This window comes from Mycetocola zhadangensis, assembly GCF_003668565.1.
GTDB lineage: Bacteria > Actinomycetota > Actinomycetes > Actinomycetales > Microbacteriaceae > Mycetocola_A > Mycetocola_A zhadangensis.
Genome location: NZ_RCWJ01000002.1, coordinates 660,504 through 677,461 on the forward strand (window position 1 = coordinate 660,504; position 16,958 = coordinate 677,461).

Here is a 16,958-nt window from a genome sequence, read left to right on the forward strand (position 1 = left end):
GGGAACCACCGCACGAAAAGCACAAAGGAGATGTCGTGGCACTCACGCTCACGTCAGAAAACAACCAGAGCACCCTCGATCTCGATCGCGCTCATGTCTTCCACTCGTGGTCAGCGCAGGGGACGCTGACCCCACTCGTTCTCGCCGGCGGTCTCGGTTCGCGGGTGTGGGATTTCGATGGCAGAAACTACCTCGATTTTTCCAGCCAGCTGGTCAATGTGAACATCGGTCACCAGCATCCGGCCGTCATCTCGGCGATTCGAGAGCAGGCCGAGCAGCTGACAACCATCGCGCCGTCTACGGCGAACCTCACGCGCGGCGAAGCGGCCAAGCGCATTACGAACCTCGCGCCGCAGGGTTTTCACAAGGTCTTCTTCACCAACGGCGGTGCGGATGCCAACGAAAACGCAATCCGGATGGCTCGCCTTCACACTGGGCGGGACAAGGTGCTCTCGACCTACCGGTCCTACCACGGCAACACAGGCGCGGCGATTGTGGCCACCGGTGACTGGCGGAGGATGCCGAACGAATTTGCCCGAGGCCACGTGCACTTCTTCGGCCCGTATCTCTATCGCTCCGAGTTCTGGGCATCGACGCCAGAGGAAGAGTCGGCTCGAGCGCTGCACCACTTGGAGCGGGTGATCCAGGGCGAGGGTGCCCAGACGATCGCCGCCATTCTGCTTGAGTCGATCCCGGGAACCGCGGGCATTCTCATCCCGCCGCCCGGCTACCTTGCCGGAGTTCGTGAACTCTGCGACCGCTACGGCATCGTCCTCATCCTCGACGAGGTCATGGCCGGTTTCGGGCGTGCGGGCCGGTGGTTCGCATTCGAGGGGTATGACGTCGTTCCTGACCTCATCACGTTCGCGAAGGGTGTCAACTCAGGATATGTACCAGCAGGAGGCGTGATTATTTCGGATGAAATAGCATCCGATTTCGATTCGACAGTCTTCCCAGGCGGGCTCACCTACTCGGGACATCCGCTCGCGATGGCGTCAATTGTCGGTGCTCTCGATGCGATGGCCACGGAGGGCATTGTCGAGAACGCAGCGACCATCGGCCGCGAGGCGATCGGTCCCGCGCTCGCCGAGCTTGCCGACAAACACGCGGTGATCGGGGAGATTCGTGGAGAGGGCGTGTTCTGGGCGATGGAATTGGTAGCGGATGCCACGACGCGCGCACCACTTCCTGCCGCGGTGATGGGAAGCATCAAGACCGCGCTGGTTGGGCGGGGACTGCTTCCGTTTGTGCAAGACAACCGAATCCACGTTGTACCGCCGTGCACCGTCACGGCTGACGAGGTCGCCGAGGCGATGGCCGCATACGACGCGGTGCTCACAGACGTTTCGAAAGGACTGTAATGACCAGCTATCTCAACCACTTCGTCGGAGGAAAACTCGTCGAGGGGAACTCGACACGGACGTCACCGGTTTACGACCCGGCGAAGGGCACTGTCTCAAAGGAGGTGCGGCTCGCCAGCGTTTCCGACGTCGACAGCGCGGTCTCTGCCGCGGCGGCTGCGTTCCCCGCCTGGCGTGACGCGTCGCTTGCGAAGCGCCAGTCGGTGATCTTCACCTTCCGGGAACTGCTCAACGCTCGCAAGAGTGAGCTCGCTGAGATCCTCACCTCCGAACACGGCAAGGTTCTCTCCGACGCTGCTGGCGAGATCGCCCGAGGGCTCGAGGTCGTCGACTTCGCGGCTGGCATGCCGCACCTGCTGAAGGGGGAGTACTCGGAGAACGTGTCGACCGGTGTGGATGTCTACTCGGTGAAGCAGCCGCTCGGCGTGGTCGGCATCATCAGCCCGTTCAACTTCCCAGCGATGGTGCCGCTCTGGTTCTTCCCGATCGCCATCGCGGCCGGCAACACGGTCGTCCTCAAGCCCAGCGAGAAAGACCCGTCTGCGGCGAACTGGCTGGCGGAGCTGTTCGCCGAGGCCGGGCTGCCCGACGGGGTCTTCAACGTCGTGCACGGCGATAAGGAAGCCGTCGATGCCCTGCTCGAACATCCCGTGGTGAAGTCGATCTCCTTCGTCGGATCGACGCCGATCGCGAAGTACATCTATGAGACAGCCGCGCGAAACGGCAAACGCGTCCAGGCGTTGGGCGGTGCGAAGAACCACATGCTCGTGCTGCCGGATGCCGACCTCGACCTCGCCGCCGATGCCGCGGTCAACGCCGGGTTCGGCTCCGCTGGCGAACGGTGCATGGCGATCAGCGTCCTGCTGGTTGTCGATACGGTGGCCGACGAACTCGTGTCCCGCATCGCCGAACGAATGTCGACCCTCAAAACCGGTGACGGCCGCCGCTCCTGCGACATGGGTCCGCTCATTACGAGGCAACACCGTGACAAGGTCGCTTCGTACCTCGAGGTTGCGGAAACCGACGGCGCCACGGTTGTGGTCGATGGGCGTGATCCCGAAATCGACGGTGATGCCGACGGTTTCTGGTTCGGACCGACGCTGCTTGATCACGTGCCGCTCAGTTCAACTGTGTACTCCGACGAGATCTTCGGTCCGGTGCTGAGTGTCGTTCGGGTGGCGAGCTACGCCGAGGGGCTCGAGATCATCAACAACAGCAGGTACGGCAACGGAACGGCGATCTTCACCAATGACGGCGGTGCAGCGCGTCGATTCCAGCGCGAAGTCACCGTGGGAATGGTTGGCATCAACGTGCCCATCCCCGTTCCCGTCGCCTACCACTCCTTCGGTGGCTGGAAAGAGTCCATGTTCGGCGACTCGAAAGCATACGGCCCGCAGGGAGTGCACTTCTTCACCCAGGAGAAGGCGATCACAAGTCGCTGGCTCGACCCGAGCCACGGCGGACTCAACCTCGGGTTCCCGGAGCACGACTGACGGAAAGCGCCGGCCGAAGCGAGTCGCTTCGGTCGGCGCTTCAGTTCCTATGTCCAGCGCGGCGTTGTGAACGGTGCTGCATCCTCGACGGGGTTGTGTGCCAGCTGCAATCTGGCGGCTTCCGCGTGCAGCGCTTCGGCGACGGTCCTCACCGCGAACCGCTCCGCTTTCTCGGGGCGCATGAGCGCGACAATGTGGCGAGAGGCGTCCACTCCGGTCAGCGGACGGGTCACGATTCCTCGTTCACGACCGGATGCTGTAAATCGCGGCACGATTCCAATCCCGATGCCAGCAGCAACCAGCGCCTCAGAGACGCGGTTGTCAGTGACCCGTTGCACCACTGACAGCCCCTGGCCGGTGACTGCTTCGATCTCGTGCATGAGTGCATCAAATGGGTAGCCCTGAGGAACACCAATCCATGGTTCGTTCACCAGCTGGTCCGGCGTGAGCATGTTGACGCCAGCGAGCCGATGGCCGACGGGAAGTGACACGTCGAGCGGTTCGCTGAGCAGGTAGAGATTGCGAAGCCCTTTTCCACTCCACGACCGCATCCCTGGCATCGAATGGGCGAGCACAATGTCGAAATCGACGGTGAGATCGGGGAAGTTTCCTGAGTCCGGGTCTCGGTCGACCATCGTCACCGTGAGTCCTGCCACGTGAGAAAGCGATGAGATGACTCCGGGCAGGAGCATTTGCCCTGCGGTCGGAAAGGTCGCGACGGTGACCTCGCCGGTGGCGTCGTTGCGATATTCGTCCCACACCGCGTGTGCTCGCTCAAGGGCGACGGCGACGTCGGTTGCGCTGCGGGCAAGGGCGCGACCGGCATCGGTGAGGGAGATACCGCGTCCCTCGCGCTCGGTCAGCGGCACCCCTGCTTCACGCTCAAGCACTTTCAACTGCTGGGATACGGCCGATGGCGTCCGATGAGTTGCCGCAGCGACGGCAGCGATGCTGCCGCGATCGGCAAGTTCACGCAGCAGGTCCAGGCGGCGAACGTCCATGTAGTAATGCTACCGAATCACGTAAGCAATGTTCGCTTGTGCTGAATAGTTGATGCGGGCACTATTGAACTGTATCCAGTGGCCGTTGCCGCTCCACCCATAGAAAGGACTGGAATTCTTATGATCGTATTCTTCGCAGGAATTGCAGCCCTGAGTGCTGCCGCTATCGCCGGAAGCCTCATTGTTGTGAAGCGCGACGGCTACCGCAAGGTGCCAACGCGCACCTATGCACTGCTGCCGTAAAGCAGCGCTAGCGAAAACCGCGCCCTCCCAGGAAGATCCCGTAGCGCCAGATGCGGTCGATCCCTGGGGAGGCGCGTTTTTTGTTGCCTGATCGGGGCTTGTTTGCGTCGCCGCTTCGCTGCAATCTGTCGACGGTCGGGCTTCGGAAGCGCACAATGGAGGACACGTCCTCTTCTGATGGCGCGTCGAAATCTCCCAGCCGCCGAGGTTCGGGAGGCAGAGCAAAGGAGTACACCCATGCAGGCATGGCAGTTCACCAACACCCACGAACCACTCGTTCTCGCCGAGGTTCCCGAGCCCTCCGCCGAAGCAGGCCAGGTTGTCGTCGACGTGAAGGCAGCGGGTCTCTGCCACTCCGACGTTGGTCTGATGGAGGACGAGGGCTGGTTGGCTCTCCTCGCCAAAACCCCGATCACGATCGGGCATGAGGTTGCCGGAGTAGTCAGCGCCGTCGGTGATGGCGTCACCGACTGGAAGGTCGGCGACCGCGTCGGTATTTGCCCGACGACGGAACTCGGTGCTCCCGGATACGCATTCGACGGCGGATTTGCGGCTCAGACGGTCATCGGACAGGAAGCCCTTGTCCGCATCCCCGACAGTGTGTCTTTCGCCTACGGTGCGGCCGGGACCGATGCGGGTATGACCAGCCACCACGCGGTCATCGCAAACGGGCAGGTCACCAAGGGTACAAAGCTCGGCATCATCGGCTTCGGCGGTCTCGGACAGATCGGCGCACGCGTCGCGGTCCTGGCCGGCGCTGACGTCTACGTCGCAGAGGTCAACGAGAAGGTCTGGCAGAACGCACGTGACGCGGGCGTCATCGACGTTCGCGGAAGCATCAAGGACTTTGCCGACATCGGACTCGACGTCATCGTCGACTTCGCTGGATTCGGAGTCACCACAGCGGATGCCATCGAAACCGTTCGCGCGGGCGGTCGCGTTGTGCAGGTGGGCATGGGGCGACTCGAAGCCACCATCAACACCCGGGTTCTCATCACCAACAACGTCACGCTCGTCGGTTCGGTCGGCGGCACGAAGGACGATGTCCAGGGTGTCTACGACTACCTCGCGACCGGTGAGTTGAACCCGACGATCACTGAGATCGGCTTCGATGAGATCGCAGAAGGAATCGACCGCCTCGCCAAGGGCGAGGTTGTCGGGCGACTCGTAGCGAGAGTCGGCGAATAAATCCCATTGCTCCCCGTCGCCCATTCGAGGAATGGGCGACGGGGAGCGCCTTGGGCGTGCCCGTCGCGGTTCGTGAACGGCGAATCGCTAAACTTGCTGCGTGACCGACGCGCGCCAGCAACTTATTGAGTACATTTCGGCTGAGGCCGTGTTCCACGGGGACTTCACCCTGACCAGCGGCAAGAAGGCGACGTACTACGTCGACCTCCGCAAGGTCAGCCTCGACCACCGCGTCGCGCCATTGATCGGTCAGGTCATGATTGACCTCATTGCTGACGTTCCCGATGTTGTCGCCGTCGGCGGCATGACCATGGGCGCAGATCCCGTCGCCGCAGCGGTGCTGCACCAAGGCGCAGCACGTGGACTCTCCTACGATGCATTCGTTGTGCGCAAGGAACCCAAGGACCACGGTCGAGGCAAGCAGGTCGAGGGTCCTGAGCTTGCTGGCAAGCGCGTAATTGTCCTTGAAGACACCTCCACCACCGGTGGATCGCCACTCGCGGCCATCGAAGCGTTGAAGAAGGTCGGCGCCGAGATCGCCGGAGTTGCCGTCGTTGTCGACCGCAACACCGGAGCGCGGGAGATCATCGAGAACGCTGGATACCCCTACTTTGCGGCCATCGGACTCGCTGACCTGGGACTCGAGTAATGAGCGACGACGGCGACGCGTCGTTCCGACGGCGTCGACGCCGAGACGGTGACGCGCCGGATGATTTGACCGAACGCGGGCCCGCGGATTCATATACTGACGAGCCGCAGGCTGGTGATGGCGGAGCGGACTGGCTGGAATCTCAGTTGGACGACGGCGAGGTCGATCGGACCCAGGCGATTCCGGTGACGGATGCCGGTGAGCAGTCGACACCGAGCCGAGGTGAGGGACCAACACCGGATCTCACACCGTGGTGGCGTGACTCGGCTCCCAGCCCGGTTGCGAACGACGCGGCGGACAGGGCGGCCGGCAACGATGCAGCCGATACAGGCCTGATTCCGTCCGACATCACCGACGCTGAGCAGTCGGATGGAACTGCACCACGTCGTCGCTCCACTTTTCAGCCCTTCACTCCCGCAGAGCCGCAGGCTGCCGCGGTCGAGCCAGAGCCAGAGCCGAAGTCAGAGCCAGCACTGAAGACAACGGAGGTGCCGGTCGAGTCAGAGCCCATCGTGTCGGAGCTCGTTGCGCCGTCTGAGGCGACGCCGCCGCTGTTCAAGCCGCGCCCGGACAGTGACCGGCCGTGGGTGACAAAACCGCTCGATGGGCCGGTCCGGTCCGGCGACGGAAGCGTTGACCATTCCGCTGAGGCCGATCGTGAAAGCGCCCCGACGGTAGTTTCCGACGACAGCGACTCCAGCAACAGCGATTCCAACGACAGCGCACTCAACAACAGCGACCTCAACGACAGCGCACCGTTCACCTGGTCGCTGACACCTAACAATGAGCTCGACCCGATCGTTCACAAAACCGCATCGCCCGCCGGTTCCGCGGGACCTTCGGCTTCTGTGGCACCGGCGGCTGCGTTCGCCGCGTCGGTGGTGCCGCCGGTGCTTCCCCTCGGGCGCGACGCAGAACTCACCGACGAAAGCTCCGCACACACGGGCTCAATTGACGAGAGCACCGTGAACGAGGGCTCAATTGACGAGAGCACCGTCGATGGGGGCACCGTCGACGAGGGCACCGTGGACGAGCCGAGTTCAGACGAAACCCTCGTTCCCGAGAGCCTCGTAAACGAAGAGATCATCGACGCCGAGCTTGTGGATGAGGAGTCCGACGGCATCGACGACGTCCAGCCGATACCCGCGACAGCCGCAGGCAAAGCCTCATCGCCGACGGCCACATTCGACACCGAAGACGTCGACAGTCTCGCGTTCCTGATCGAGCTCGAGGCTGCCACCGCCGCCACGGTGGCGATAAACGCCACCGACTCAACCGACGCAAACGCGCCCGCCGCAACTGAACCGTTCGGTTTCGATGGGTTCAGCGACGATGCGCACATCGCCACCAATGAGCCGGTGTCCGGTCGACGCGCGGGATCCATGGGCACCGGAACTCCCGCCGCGGCGTTCGCGGCTGACACGGCGACAGCGCTCGTTCCGCCCGTTCCGCCAGGAACAAACGACTCGGCATCGGCTTCACCCGAGCGATCCGGACGCCCGCCCCTTCCGCCGTACGTGAAGTGGATCGCGCTCGGCCTCGCCGCCGTTCTCGTGCTCGTCGGACTGTTCTTTCTCGGTACTCGACTTCCCGGCCTCTTCGGCGGAGAGCCGGCTGCTGCACCAACGCCGTCGACCACTGAATCGGCGACTCCCACCGAGACGGTGACACCGACTCCGACAGCGCCCCCAGCTGAGGTCGTGACGGTCGGCCCCGTTCCTCCGGGAGAGCACAAGTGGACAGCGCTTCTCGGTGGCGAATGCCTCGAGCCGTTCTCCACACCGTGGGCCGAGAACTTCACAGTTGTCGACTGTGCAACACCGCACAAGGCACAGATGGTGTTTACAGCACCGGTGACCTCAGACCCCGCCGCACCGTACCCGGGTGAAGCTGAGATCGCATCACAAATCGCGCTGTGGTGCAGTGCGCCGGGTGTTCTCGACGCTGCGGCAGCCGGTGCATTCACCGACCTTCAGGTGCAGGGCACATACCCGGTCAACGAGGAGCAGTGGGCCGACGGTGAGCGCAACTACTTCTGTTTCATCAGCCGATCAACCGGCGAACCGCTCACCGGCACCCTGGCCGTCGCGCAGCCCGCGCCCTGAACCGGATCGGGTCAGACGACCTCTGACTCGATCGGGTCGGGCTCAAGCAGGTCGACAACTCCACCGAGAATCTCCGATGGGCGGAACGGGTAACGAGCAATCTCCTTCTCATCGGAGATGCCGGTCAGCACGAGGATCGTGTGCAACCCGGCCTCGATCCCTGCGACAACGTCTGTGTCCATCCGGTCGCCGATCATTCCGGTGTTCTCGGAGTGCGCGCCGATCTTGTTGAGCGCAGACCGGAACATCATGGGGTTCGGTTTGCCGACGATATACGGTTCCTTGCCCGTCGCCTTCGTGATCAGGGCCGCGATGGCGCCTGTCGCCGGCATCGGTCCATCCGCACTTGGCCCCGTGGCATCCGGATTTGTGGCGATAAATCGCGCACCGTGATTGATCAGGCGAATCGCCTTGGTGATTGCCTCGAACGAGTAGTTGCGGGTTTCACCAACGACGACGTAATCGGGAGCGGTTTCGGTCATGATGAAGCCCGCCTCGTGCAGGGCTGTCGTGATGCCGGCTTCACCGATCACGAATGCCGATCCGCCGGGCATTTGGTCCTGAAGGAATGCGGCGGTCGCGAGAGCCGAGGTCCAGATGAACTCCTCGGGCACGTCAAGGCCCGACGCTCGAAGCCGCGCGCTCAGGTCCCTCGGAGTGAAAATCGAGTTGTTGGTGAGCACCAGATAGGGCTTGCCCTGATCACGCCACTGCTGCAGCAGCTCTGCGGCCCCAGGAAGCGGACGGTTCTCGTGCACGAGCACGCCGTCCATGTCAGTCAGCCAGCATTCAACTTCGTCGCGACGGGTCATCGGGCTCCTTCGGTCCTGATCTCAGTGTACGGCTGGCGCTCAGCATCGGTGCGGCTCAGGCGCTGAGCCAGATAGCGGATGCCGCGGCGTCATCCAGAGGGACCCTCGCGTCGCCAGCGATCACGGCTCCGCCTGTCACACTCACCGTCGTCCCAATGTCGATCCCAGGCGCTTCAAGCGTGCGCAGCAGTGCGGGATCCCGATCACTGATGCGCAGCACAACGCCGACGTGGCCTGGCTCAGCGCGGCCGAGCACGACAGCATCCTCTCGCCGCACCGAACCATCACTCGCCGGGATCGGGTCTCCGTGCGGGTCACGGTCGGGGTAGTCGAGCCTCGCATCAATGCTCTCGAGCAGCCGGTCGCTGATGGCGTGCTCGAGCACCTCGGCTTCGTCGTGCACCTCGTCCCAGCTGTAACCCATCTCGCGAACGAGCCAGGTTTCGACGAGCCGGTGCCGCCGCACGACGGCAACGGCTTCGGCCCTGCCGGTGTCGGTAAGCGTGATCGCGCCGTAACGCACGTGTGTCACAAGACCCGCGGTCGCGAGCTTCTTCACCATCTCGGTTACCGTCGACGGCGCGAGGCCGAGCCGCTCGGCCAGCACAGACGGCGTGATGGCCTCTGCCTGCCATTCGGTGTGCGCGTAGATGGTCTTGAGGTAGTTCTCGATCACCGGTTTGGAGAGCTTCATGGCATCGACAGACTACTCGGCGCCCGTGAGAAGGAGAACGAGCAGCACAGCGTTGAGACTGACCAGAAGAACGGATGCCACGGCGCCGGCAGCGGTCGTGAACCAGCGGTTGGCGTAGCTCCCGAGTATGCCCTGCTTTGCCGTGATCACGACGAGGGGGATGAGCGCGAACGGAATACCGAACGACAGCACCACCTGGCTGAGCACGAGTGCGAGGGTCGGATCGAAACCGGAGCCAAGAAGAAGCAGGGCAGGGATGAGGGAGATGAGCCTGCGCAGCAGGAGTGGGATACGCACCCGCAGCAGCCCCTGCATGATTTCGGCTCCGGCGTACGCGCCGACGGAGGTCGATGCCAGCCCTGAGGCGAGCAGTCCAACCGCGAAGAGGGTGGCAACGACGGGGCCGATCGATGCCTCGAGTGCGGCGTGGGCTCCCTCAAGACTGTCTGTGCCAGGAACGCCAGCGAGATTGGTTGCGGCGAGGAGGAGAATCGCGAGGTTCACACTCCCGGCGATGAGCATGGCTATCGAGACGTCCCAGCGGGTGACGCGGAGCAGTCTCGCCGTGGTCAGGCCAGATGCCCGAACGGCGTACCGGTCACGGCTCAGGGCGGAGTGGGCGTAGATGGCGTGCGGCATGATCGTTGCGCCGAGGATGGATGCGGCGAGCAGTACCGAGTTCGCATCTTCGAAACGGGGGACGAGGCCGGAAACCACGCCAGCGGCATCCGGTGGAGAAATAAAGACGCCAGCGCTGAATCCGATCGCGATGATCACGAGCAGGCCGATGATGACGCCCTCGAACGCGCGCGGGCCTCTTTTCGACTGGAGGGTGAGCATGATCATCGACACAGTGCCGGTGATGAGGCCGCCGATGAGGAGGGGGAGGTCGAAGAGCAGGTAGAGAGCGACAGCGCCGCCGATGATTTCGGCCAAGTCGGTGGCCATGGCGACAAGTTCGGCCTGAATCCAGTAAGCGATGCGGGCTGGGCGGCGCCTGATGCGCTCACCGAGAACCTCGGGCAGGCTTTTGCCCGTGACGACGCCGAGTTTGGCGGAGAGATACTGGATGAGCCAGGCCATCACGTTGCCGGCCACCACCACCCAGACGAGGAGATAGCCGTACTGGGCGCCCGCCGTCATGTTGCTCGCGACGTTGCCGGGGTCGAGGTAGGCGACGCCTGCGACGAGGGCAGGGCCGAGCAGCCACAGCAGCCGTGGCTGCTGCGCCGGCTTCGGTGAAACGAGGACGGGAGCGCTGGCGTCGGCGACAGATTTCGGCATGCCGAAACCCTAGCCCGCTTTCGGTGCGCCGAAAAGGGGTCGGCGCGGCTTTCGCTGGCCGGTTACCCTTGGACAGTGCCTGACGCGATCGAAAATCCCACCCACGAACTCTCGACGAACGGGGTCGGTCCCTGGTCGGGCGAGTGGCCGACCGAGGACTACTACGACGAAGAGTTGCTCAAACACGGCGACACTCGCAATGTGATCGATCGGTATCGCTACTGGAAACTGGACGCGATAGTCGCTGACCTGGATGAGCACAGGCATCCGTTTCATGTCGCCATCGAAAACTGGCAGCACGACATGAACATCGGCTCCATCGTGCGCACGGCGAATGCCTTTGCGGCTGACACCGTGCACATCGTCGGCCGCCGGCGGTGGAACAAGCGTGGGGCGATGGTGACCGATCGCTACCAGCACGTGATTCACCACGCGGATATCGCCGCACTCGTCGAGTGGGCACACGCTGAAGGCATGCCGATCATCGGTATCGACAATGTGCCCGGCTCGGTGTTGATCGAAACCTTCGCGCTGCCCGAGCGGTGTGTGATGCTCTTCGGCCAGGAGGGCCCGGGGCTGTCTCCCGAGGCGATCGACGCGTCGGATGCCGTTCTTGAGATCAGCCAGTTCGGCTCGACCCGGTCGATCAATGCGTCGGCTGCGGCTGCCGTCGCCATGCATTCCTGGGTGATGCAACACGTGAGCTTCCCTGCGCGGTAGCGTGAGGACATGACTGCGATCACTGACGATCTGCCCGCCGTCCTCCTGCGCGAAGAACACGCTGGGTGGAAGGCCATCCTCGCCGGACGCGGCGGTGAACACTACGCCCGTGCGATGACCCGCGATGCGTTGATGATCGTTGAGGGGGCAGCGATCGGCCGGGACGATGTTGTCGCAGCGTTCGCAACAGCGGCGCCGTGGGATTCATACGAAATCCACGAACCGGCCCTCATCCGGCTCGGCGACCGGAGCGGAATCGTTGCCTATCGTGCGGTTGCAACGCGGGGAAACGACACGGTCGAACTTCGGGTGTCGACCACGTACCTCTACGGCGGCGGCTCCTGGCACGTGGCTGCCCACCAGCAGACTCCGGCCTGAGGGCAGGAACAATACAGGGCGACGTTCGATCGGCACAACAGTCATTTGTATCTGGTTCGCCGACGGAGGTTCTGGCTACGCTGAACGCAAGCCACCGACAGCAGTGTGCTCAGAGGGTTCAGGGACATGATCACATTCGACGGAGTTTCGAAGCGGTTTCCCGACGGAACCCTCGCTGTGGACAACTTCAGCATCACCATTCCCTCGCGTACGACGACGGTGTTCGTCGGCTCATCGGGGAGCGGCAAGACCACGCTGCTTCGCATGATCAACAGGATGGTCGATCCGACAGGCGGAGCGATCCGGATCGATGACGAGGACGTCTCGACCCTCGAACCTGTCGCCCTGCGGCGACGTGTCGGTTACGTCATGCAAAACTCAGGCCTGCTGCCGCACCGAACCGTCGTTGACAATGTGGCCACTGTGCCGTTGCTCACCGGTGTCCCAAAGCGCGAAGCGCGTGAAGCCGCACTGCAACTCATGGACACGGTCGGCCTCGATCGGGCGCTCGCCGAGCGGTACCCGTCACAACTCTCCGGCGGGCAGCAGCAGCGGGTCGGCGTAGCACGCGGGTTGGCCAATGACCCGAACATCCTCCTGATGGACGAGCCGTTCGGTGCGGTCGACCCACTCGTCCGAAGTGAACTCCAGCAGGAACTGTTGCGCATTCAGAAGGAACTCGCGAAAACGATAGTGTTCGTCACCCACGACATCGACGAAGCGTTCCTGCTCGGCGACCAGGTTGTCATTCTTTCAACGGGCGGTCGCATCGCGCAGGTCGGAACACCCGAGGAAATTCTCGCTCACCCGGCCGACGAGTTTGTCGACAACTTCATCGGAGCCGAACGTGGGCGTCGGGCTCTCTCGATCAAGAACGTTCACGGCAAAGATGTCGTCGTTGACGGAACCGGCCGCCTCGCAGGCATCCTGCGTGTGCCCTCCGGGGAATCGAGTCGAACGGTATGACCTGGGTGCTCGCGAACCTCGAGCAGATCTGGGAGCTCACCGTCGCTCACATCCTGTTGAGCATCGCGCCGATCCTGCTCGGGTTTGTGCTCGCGGTGCCGATCGGTTGGTTCGCTCACCGCTTCCGCGTTTCTCGCGGCGTCGTTCTCACCGTGTGCGGGTTGCTCTACACAATTCCGTCGCTCGCCCTCATCGTTGCGATGCCCACGATTCTCGGCACCAAAATCCTTGACCCGCTCAACCTAATAGTCACGCTCACTCTGTACGCAATCGCCCTCATGGTTCGCACGGCGACGGATGCTTTCGATGCGGTTTCGAAAGACGTCATCCAGTCGTCGACTGCGGTCGGCTTCGGTGCGTGGCGTCGGTTCTGGCAGGTGGAGCTTCCGCTGGCAGGACCGGTGCTCCTCGCCGGTTTGCGTGTGGTCTCGACGAGCACTGTCAGCCTCGTCACTCTCGGTGCGCTCGTCGGGATGAGCGGACTCGGCTATCTGTTCACCAACGGATACCAGCGCAATTTCCCAACCGAGATCCTCACGGGCATCGTCGGAACCGTCCTCATTGCCGTGGTGTTCGACGTTCTCCTCGTGTTGATTGGACGCATGCTTCTGCCCTGGGCTCGTGTCGATGAGGCTGCACGACGCGGAGCTGGCTCAGCGCGAGTGAAAGCGGTCGCCGCATGAACCTGTTTGCCGACGCAATCGGCTGGATACTTGACCCGTCCCACTGGACCGGGCCGGATGGCATCCCGAATCGAATTCTTGAACACCTCGGCTACACGACGATCACCGTGCTGATCGCCACGGCAATCGCCGTGACGCTCGGACTGTACATCGGTCACACCGGCAGGTTGCGTGGTCTTGTGGTCGGAGTGACCGGTGCGCTCCGGGCGTTGCCGACGCTGGGCCTTCTCGTGTACCTTGCTGTGCTGTTCGGACTCGGAATCCGGTTTGCGTTGCTGCCGACGATCATCGTGCTTGTGGTTCTGGCGATCCCACCGCTGCTTGCTGGGGCCTACTCGGGAGTGCAATCCGTTGACGGTCGAACCGTCGATGCGGCGAGGTCGATGGGCATGACGGAGTGGCAGATCCTGTGGAAGGTGGAGGTGCCCCTGGCGCTTCCTCTGATCATCGGCGGAATACGGTCGGCGGTGTTGCAGGTTGTTGCAACAGCGACAGTTGCCGCGTACATCTCGTTGGGAGGTCTCGGTCGATACATCATTGATGCACTTCCGGTGCGTGACTACACCAAGGTTTTGGTGGGGGCGTTGCTCGTGACGATCCTTGCCCTCGTGCTTGATGGCATCCTCATTTTCTGCCAGCGTCTGACGATTCCCGCTGGAGTTCGTGCAATCCAAATTTCATCACGGGAACGAAGCACATCGAGGTCGACGCCGGCGGTGTCGTCAGCGGCCTGACCGGCTCGGCCGACAAACTCAGATTTTTGACACAGCACTTTAGACACAGCACTTCTTCAAGCACAGAACTTCTTCAAGAGAGTAAGGAAAACAGATGTTCACTTCACGACGCGGACGCATCGCGGCAGGGGTTTTTGCCGCAGGTGCCGTTCTTACGCTGGCGGCGTGCTCGAGCGGCGATCCGCTCGCCGCTGACGAATCGGAAAGTTCGGGCAGCGAAACGATCGCGATCGGCGCCGCGGGTTTTGCCGAATCCGAGATCATCGCGGAGATCTACGCTCAGGCTCTCGAGGCCAATGACATCAGTGTGGACTTCAAGGGCCAGATTGGACAGCGGGATGTCTACATTGAGGCGCTCAATGACGGTTCGATCGATTTGATTCCTGACTACAGCGGAAACCTGCTTCAGTTCTTTGACGACAGCTCAGATGCGAAGTCGAGCGATGAAGTGTTTGCTGCGCTGCAGGATGCTGTTCCTGACGGTCTCGAGGTCCTAGACCAGTCGAAGGCGGAGGATAAAGACAGCTACAACGTCACGAAGGAATTCAGTGAAACGAATGGTGTGACGAGTCTGGCTGATCTGGCCGGGATCGATGTTCCGCTCATCGTCGGTGGAAACCCGGAGCTGGCCGAGCGTCCGTACGGACCGAAGGGGCTGACCGAGGTTTACGGCGTTGATGCTGCTCGGATCACCTTCGTTCCGGTCAGTGACTCGGGCGGACCGTTGACAACCGGTGCGCTTCTCGACGGCACCGTCAACATCGCGGACATCTTCTCGACGACTCCGTCGATCGAGGAGAACGGCTTCGTCACGCTCGAGGACCCGGAGAACCTGATCCTGCCGCAGAATGTGCTTCCGCTCATCAACTCGGACAAGGTGACCGACAAGGTCAAAGAAGTTCTGAACTCGATTTCCGCTGAACTCACCACAGAAGACCTCATCGAGCTCAACGCCCGCAACCAGGGCGATGAGAAGGCTGAGCCTGCGGCATTGGCCGAGGACTGGCTTGCCGAGAAGGACCTCTTCTAGGCTTCCGATCGCTGATTCTGTCGGCACCCGCTTGCGGCCCGGTGATTCTGTCACCGGGCCGTTTGCGTGTCGAGGTGCGGTTCTGGATTGAGCGCCTCAACCGAGTTGATTGCGCAGATCGGAGGGAACTACGTAGCATGGGGGCGAGGCTCTTGTTGCAGATGTGACGAGTGTTACTCATGTGACTCCCCCCGGACCGGCGCTGCCTACGAGCTCAAGTGCTGTTCTCTGACACCATGGAGCAATGCGCATGCGACTTCGGACCCTTATCGCGACGATCGCCCTCGGGGTAGTTGTCGCCTCCATGGGGATCTCCGCACCCGCGACTGCGGCGACCTCCTACCCCACCTGGGAAGACGTTCAAAACGCTCGGGCGAGTGAATCGGCGAAGGCTGCCGAGATCACGCGCATTGAGGGTCTCATTGCCGGTCTGCGGACGAACGCAGAAAATGCGCGGCTTGCGGCTGTTGCCGCTGCCGATGAATATCAGACAGCCCTGGCGGTCGCTGAAGAAGCACTGATCAAGTCTGAAGACCTGAAGGCACAGCTCGCGACAGCGCAGGAGGCTGCAGCCACTTCGTCGAAGCAGGCCGGTGCCCTATTCGCTCAGATGGGTCGGACGAGTACCTTCGACACCACGGCCAGCCTCTTGATCAACTCAAACAAGGCTGACGACACGCTCTACAAGCTCGGCGCTGTATCAAAGCTGACGTCGCTGTCGACGCAGCTGCTCGATAATGCTGAGCAGGATGCAAACCAGGTCACCTCTCTGAGCGCACAGGGCGAGGTTGCGGCGACGATCCTCGAAGAGGCTCGGGTCGATTCCGAAGAGAAGCTCGAGGCGGCGACTGTAGCAGCGGAAGCGGCGGCAGCTGCAGTAGCTGAACAGGAAGCTCACGAAGAAACTCTCCTTGGGCAGTTGTCGCTGCTCAAGGGCCAGACGGCATCCATTGAAGAGGGATACGCAGCAGGTGTCGCTGAGCGCGCACGTCTTGCTGCAATCGAAGCGGAGCGCCAGCGCAAGCTTGCCGAGGAGCGAGCTGCCGCTGCAGCAGCAGAAGCGGCAAAGAACAAGCCGGGCAACAGCGGTGGCGGAGGCGGCTCAGCGGGCGGCGGCGGTGGTGGCGGCTCCAACGCTGGCGCAACCGGAACCTACTTCACGCCGTCACCCCAGGGATGGTGGCGACCGCTGCCGGGTGCCATCACGTCCTGGTACGGCAACCGTCCCATCCTCTGCGGTGGCACAGGATGCTCGGTGTCCTTCCACGCCGGCATCGACTTCGGTAACGCCTGTGGTCACGCCGTCAAGGCGATCCAGGGTGGACGGGTTGTCTCTGCAACCAACGCCGGCGATTTTGGCTACCGCATCATCATCGATCACGGCGGAGTCACATCCACATACGGCCACCTCAGCGCCGGGTCGTTCCGGGTCAGCGCGGGCCAGCAGGTCTCCGGCGGCCAGGTCATAGCGAGCGTCGGCAAGACGGGCGTCGCGACCGGTTGTCACCTCGACCTGAAGATCAACGGCGGGACACAAGACCCGGCTCCATTCCTGCGTGGCAAAGGTGTCCGGATCTAGAGATCGACGCTCGATGCAACAGTCGCGATAGGCTAGCC

The 16,958-nt window shown here is 62.7% G+C and carries 17 protein-coding genes; 13 read left to right on the top strand and 4 right to left on the bottom strand.

Going from position 1 to position 16,958, the window contains the following annotated elements:
• The first annotated feature begins 35 nt into the window (after positions 1 to 35).
• Both D9V28_RS09730 and D9V28_RS09735 read left to right on the top strand, forming a co-directional pair.
• The gene (locus tag D9V28_RS09730; RefSeq protein WP_121659494.1) at positions 36 to 1,361 is read left to right on the top strand and encodes an aspartate aminotransferase family protein; all 1,326 of its coding nucleotides are present in this window, start codon (positions 36 to 38) and stop codon (positions 1,359 to 1,361) included.
• Positions 1,361 to 2,854, top strand: a complete 1,494-nt coding sequence (locus D9V28_RS09735) for a CoA-acylating methylmalonate-semialdehyde dehydrogenase (protein WP_121659495.1) — start codon at positions 1,361 to 1,363, stop codon at positions 2,852 to 2,854. Before D9V28_RS09730 ends, D9V28_RS09735 begins: the two co-directional genes overlap by 1 nt.
• Before the next feature lie 47 nt (positions 2,855 to 2,901).
• Here D9V28_RS09735 and D9V28_RS09740 read toward each other — a convergent pair whose 3' ends face one another.
• Entirely contained in the window at positions 2,902 to 3,855 is a 954-nt protein-coding gene (locus D9V28_RS09740) for a LysR family transcriptional regulator (RefSeq protein ID WP_121659496.1), read from the bottom strand.
• Between the two features lie 120 nt (positions 3,856 to 3,975).
• Here D9V28_RS09740 and D9V28_RS16425 point away from each other — a divergent pair, with 120 nt between their 5' ends.
• The 4 genes from D9V28_RS16425 (at position 3,976) to D9V28_RS09755 (ending at position 8,040) form a co-directional block, all read left to right on the top strand.
• On the top strand, positions 3,976 to 4,098 hold the full coding sequence (locus tag D9V28_RS16425; RefSeq protein WP_268234419.1) for a hypothetical protein: 123 nt from the start codon (positions 3,976 to 3,978) through the stop codon (positions 4,096 to 4,098).
• A gap of 237 nt (positions 4,099 to 4,335) precedes the next feature.
• Positions 4,336 to 5,286 (top strand): zinc-binding dehydrogenase, encoded by a 951-nt coding sequence (locus D9V28_RS09745; protein WP_121659497.1) that lies wholly within the window; start codon positions 4,336 to 4,338, stop codon positions 5,284 to 5,286.
• A gap of 100 nt (positions 5,287 to 5,386) precedes the next feature.
• Entirely contained in the window at positions 5,387 to 5,935 is a 549-nt protein-coding gene (gene pyrE / locus D9V28_RS09750; protein WP_121659498.1) for an orotate phosphoribosyltransferase, read from the top strand.
• Positions 5,935 to 8,040, top strand: coding sequence for a hypothetical protein (locus D9V28_RS09755; RefSeq protein ID WP_121659499.1), 2,106 nt, complete (start codon positions 5,935 to 5,937; stop codon positions 8,038 to 8,040). Before pyrE ends, D9V28_RS09755 begins: the two co-directional genes overlap by 1 nt.
• Positions 8,041 to 8,051: 11 nt before the next feature.
• On the opposite strand, the gene D9V28_RS09760 is transcribed toward D9V28_RS09755, so the two are convergent.
• Genes D9V28_RS09760 through D9V28_RS09770 form a run of 3 tightly spaced genes read right to left on the bottom strand, consistent with a single transcriptional unit; the run spans position 8,052 to position 10,830 of the window.
• Positions 8,052 to 8,852 carry an HAD-IIA family hydrolase gene (locus D9V28_RS09760; RefSeq protein ID WP_121659500.1) on the bottom strand — a complete coding sequence of 267 codons (801 nt, stop codon included), beginning with the start codon at positions 8,850 to 8,852 and terminating at the stop codon, positions 8,052 to 8,054.
• 55 nt (positions 8,853 to 8,907) lie between these two features.
• On the bottom strand, positions 8,908 to 9,546 hold the full coding sequence (locus D9V28_RS09765; RefSeq protein ID WP_121659501.1) for a metal-dependent transcriptional regulator: 639 nt from the start codon (positions 9,544 to 9,546) through the stop codon (positions 8,908 to 8,910).
• Positions 9,547 to 9,558: 12 nt separating this feature from the next.
• The gene (locus D9V28_RS09770) at positions 9,559 to 10,830 is read right to left on the bottom strand and encodes an Nramp family divalent metal transporter (RefSeq protein WP_121659502.1); all 1,272 of its coding nucleotides are present in this window, start codon (positions 10,828 to 10,830) and stop codon (positions 9,559 to 9,561) included.
• Positions 10,831 to 10,905: 75 nt separating this feature from the next.
• On the opposite strand from D9V28_RS09770, the gene D9V28_RS09775 reads away from it, so the two are divergent.
• The 7 genes from D9V28_RS09775 (at position 10,906) to D9V28_RS09805 (ending at position 16,920) form a co-directional block, all read left to right on the top strand.
• The gene (locus D9V28_RS09775) at positions 10,906 to 11,550 is read left to right on the top strand and encodes a TrmH family RNA methyltransferase (protein WP_183086482.1); all 645 of its coding nucleotides are present in this window, start codon (positions 10,906 to 10,908) and stop codon (positions 11,548 to 11,550) included.
• Between the two features lie 9 nt (positions 11,551 to 11,559).
• The gene (locus D9V28_RS09780) at positions 11,560 to 11,928 is read left to right on the top strand and encodes a DUF4440 domain-containing protein (RefSeq protein ID WP_121659503.1); all 369 of its coding nucleotides are present in this window, start codon (positions 11,560 to 11,562) and stop codon (positions 11,926 to 11,928) included.
• Between the two features lie 126 nt (positions 11,929 to 12,054).
• Positions 12,055 to 12,894, top strand: a complete 840-nt coding sequence (locus D9V28_RS09785; protein WP_121659504.1) for an ABC transporter ATP-binding protein — start codon at positions 12,055 to 12,057, stop codon at positions 12,892 to 12,894.
• Positions 12,891 to 13,577 carry an ABC transporter permease gene (locus D9V28_RS09790; protein ID WP_121659505.1) on the top strand — a complete coding sequence of 229 codons (687 nt, stop codon included), beginning with the start codon at positions 12,891 to 12,893 and terminating at the stop codon, positions 13,575 to 13,577. Before D9V28_RS09785 ends, D9V28_RS09790 begins: the two co-directional genes overlap by 4 nt.
• Positions 13,574 to 14,311 carry an ABC transporter permease gene (locus tag D9V28_RS09795; RefSeq protein ID WP_121659506.1) on the top strand — a complete coding sequence of 246 codons (738 nt, stop codon included), beginning with the start codon at positions 13,574 to 13,576 and terminating at the stop codon, positions 14,309 to 14,311. Before D9V28_RS09790 ends, D9V28_RS09795 begins: the two co-directional genes overlap by 4 nt.
• Positions 14,312 to 14,405: 94 nt before the next feature.
• Positions 14,406 to 15,341: an ABC transporter substrate-binding protein gene (locus D9V28_RS09800; RefSeq protein ID WP_121659507.1), complete on the top strand. Its 936-nt coding sequence runs from the start codon at positions 14,406 to 14,408 to the stop codon at positions 15,339 to 15,341.
• A 250-nt stretch (positions 15,342 to 15,591) separates the two neighbouring features.
• Positions 15,592 to 16,920: a peptidoglycan DD-metalloendopeptidase family protein gene (locus tag D9V28_RS09805; protein ID WP_147440962.1), complete on the top strand. Its 1,329-nt coding sequence runs from the start codon at positions 15,592 to 15,594 to the stop codon at positions 16,918 to 16,920.
• Positions 16,921 to 16,958 lie beyond the last annotated feature (38 nt).

What these genes read in the sequence shown, in the direction of transcription:
- D9V28_RS09795 (WP_121659506.1), top strand. Translation starts at nt 13,574, where the DNA reads ATGAACCTGTTTGCCGACGCAATCGGCTGGATACTTGACCCGTCCCAC.
- D9V28_RS09765 (WP_121659501.1), bottom strand. Translation starts at nt 9,546, where the DNA reads ATGAAGCTCTCCAAACCGGTGATCGAGAACTACCTCAAGACCATCTAC.
- D9V28_RS09790 (WP_121659505.1), top strand. Translation starts at nt 12,891, where the DNA reads ATGACCTGGGTGCTCGCGAACCTCGAGCAGATCTGGGAGCTCACCGTC.
- D9V28_RS09740 (WP_121659496.1), bottom strand. Translation starts at nt 3,855, where the DNA reads ATGGACGTTCGCCGCCTGGACCTGCTGCGTGAACTTGCCGATCGCGGC.
- D9V28_RS09800 (WP_121659507.1), top strand. Translation starts at nt 14,406, where the DNA reads ATGTTCACTTCACGACGCGGACGCATCGCGGCAGGGGTTTTTGCCGCA.
- D9V28_RS09780 (WP_121659503.1), top strand. Translation starts at nt 11,560, where the DNA reads ATGACTGCGATCACTGACGATCTGCCCGCCGTCCTCCTGCGCGAAGAA.
- D9V28_RS09770 (WP_121659502.1), bottom strand. Translation starts at nt 10,830, where the DNA reads ATGCCGAAATCTGTCGCCGACGCCAGCGCTCCCGTCCTCGTTTCACCG.
- D9V28_RS09785 (WP_121659504.1), top strand. Translation starts at nt 12,055, where the DNA reads ATGATCACATTCGACGGAGTTTCGAAGCGGTTTCCCGACGGAACCCTC.
- D9V28_RS09755 (WP_121659499.1), top strand. Translation starts at nt 5,935, where the DNA reads ATGAGCGACGACGGCGACGCGTCGTTCCGACGGCGTCGACGCCGAGAC.
- D9V28_RS09735 (WP_121659495.1), top strand. Translation starts at nt 1,361, where the DNA reads ATGACCAGCTATCTCAACCACTTCGTCGGAGGAAAACTCGTCGAGGGG.
- D9V28_RS09745 (WP_121659497.1), top strand. Translation starts at nt 4,336, where the DNA reads ATGCAGGCATGGCAGTTCACCAACACCCACGAACCACTCGTTCTCGCC.
- D9V28_RS16425 (WP_268234419.1), top strand. Translation starts at nt 3,976, where the DNA reads ATGATCGTATTCTTCGCAGGAATTGCAGCCCTGAGTGCTGCCGCTATC.
- D9V28_RS09760 (WP_121659500.1), bottom strand. Translation starts at nt 8,852, where the DNA reads ATGACCCGTCGCGACGAAGTTGAATGCTGGCTGACTGACATGGACGGC.
- D9V28_RS09805 (WP_147440962.1), top strand. Translation starts at nt 15,592, where the DNA reads ATGCGACTTCGGACCCTTATCGCGACGATCGCCCTCGGGGTAGTTGTC.